The organism is Nocardiopsis sp. TNDT3, from assembly GCF_003427465.1.
GTDB lineage: Bacteria > Actinomycetota > Actinomycetes > Streptosporangiales > Streptosporangiaceae > Nocardiopsis > Nocardiopsis dassonvillei.
In genome coordinates this window covers 1-1676 of sequence record NZ_QPFC01000994.1, presented here as the reverse complement: position 1 = coordinate 1676, position 1676 = coordinate 1, and the positions used below count along the sequence as shown (strand labels likewise).

Sequence of the window (1676 nt, the reverse complement as noted above, 5' to 3'; positions counted from 1 at the left end):
ACTCCTCCCCCGCCTGCTGTCCGTCGCCCTGGCGGCCGTGCTCGCCGCCGCGGTCCTCTCCCCCGCCCCGGCCTCGGCCGCGGTCGGCGCCAGCATCGGCTACGAGACCATCGTCAGCCACGACGGCACCGAGCTCAGGGCCAAGGTCATCACCCCCACCGGGGTCGAGGGCCCGCACCCGCTGCTGGTCATGCCCTCCGCCTGGGGCACGCCCCACCTCCTCTACGTGGGCGCCGCCGCCAGGCTGGCCCACGAGTCCGGCTACCAGGTCGTGGCCTACACCTCGCGCGGCTTCTGGGACTCGGGCGGCGGGATCGGGGTGGCCGGTCCCGAGGACCGCGCGGACGCCAGCGCCGTCATCGACTGGGCGCTGGAGAACACCGACGCCGACCCCGAGCGCATCGGCATGGCCGGGATCTCCTACGGGGGCGGCATCAGCCTGCTGACCGCCGCCGAGGACGACCGGATCCGCGCCGTGGCCTCGCTGAGCGGCTGGGCCGACCTGGCCGTCTCCCTGTACCCCAACGAGACCGTGGACACGCAGTCGGCCGAGCTGCTCCTGCTGGCGGGCCACCTCACCGGCACCCCCGGCGAGGAGCTGGCCGGGATCGAGGCCGCCTACCGGCGCGGCGACATCCAGCCCGCCCTGGACGTGGCCCCGGACCGGTCGGCGGCCACCAAGGTGGACGCCATCAACGCCAACGGCACGGCCGTGATGATGGCGCACGCCTGGAACGACGGCATCTTCCCCGTGGGCCACATCACCGACTTCTACGAGGAGCTGGAGGTGCCCAAGCGGCTCATGATCACCCCGGGCGACCACGCCACGCAGGAGCTGTTCGGCGCGGCCGGGCTGCCCAACGAGGTGTGGGAGGCCCTGGGCGACTGGTTCGACCACCACCTGCGCGGCCAGGCCAACGAGGTGGACGCCGAGGGGCCCGTGCACGTCAGGCCCAACAACGGGCGCGGCGGCTGGACCACGCACCCCGACTGGCCGTCGGTCACCGCGAGCACCGACCGGTACTACCTGGCCGAGCCGAGCACGGACTGGTTCCGCTGGCAGAGCAGCGGCGCCATGGAACCCGAGCCCTCCACCGGATGGGACTACCGCTTCCGCACGGGGATCGCCACCCCGGCCGAGAGCGGCACGGTGATGCTCTCCGGCGCCCTCCAGCAGTTCTTCGACATCCCGACCGGGGTGCTGCTGCCGACGGTGGACCGCTACCGGGCCGCCGTGTGGACCAGCCCCGCCTACCCCGAGGGGGCGCGGGTGGCGGGGACGCCGGAGGTCTCCCTCACGTTCACGCCGACCGCTCCGGAGCAGTCGGTGTACGTGTACCTGTACGCGATCGACGGGCGCGGAACGGGTTCCCTGCTGTCGCACGCGCCCCACACCCTGCGCGGAGCCACTCCCGGTGAACCGGTGACGGTGGACACGGAGCTGGCGCCGGTGGTCTGGGACGTGCCCGCGGGGCACCGCCTGGCCGTGGTGGTGGACAGCATGGACGCGCGCTACCAGGACGAGAGCGACATCGGGGACCGGGTGAGCGTGACCTCCCCCGAGGAGGCCCCCGCCCAGGTCACGGTCCCGCTGGCCTGATCGGCCCCGAGGGGTCTCCCGCGGCGGCGGGCCGGGCGCCCTCCGGCCGTCTCCGGCACACCCCCGTGCCGGAGAC

At 74.2% G+C, this 1676-nt stretch carries 1 protein-coding gene; it reads left to right on the top strand.

From position 1 onward, the window contains the following. The coding region (locus DQW06_RS22765; RefSeq protein WP_232833125.1) for a CocE/NonD family hydrolase at positions 1-1600 on the top strand (1600 nt) is incomplete at its 5' end. Between the last annotated feature and the right edge of the window lie 76 nt (positions 1601-1676).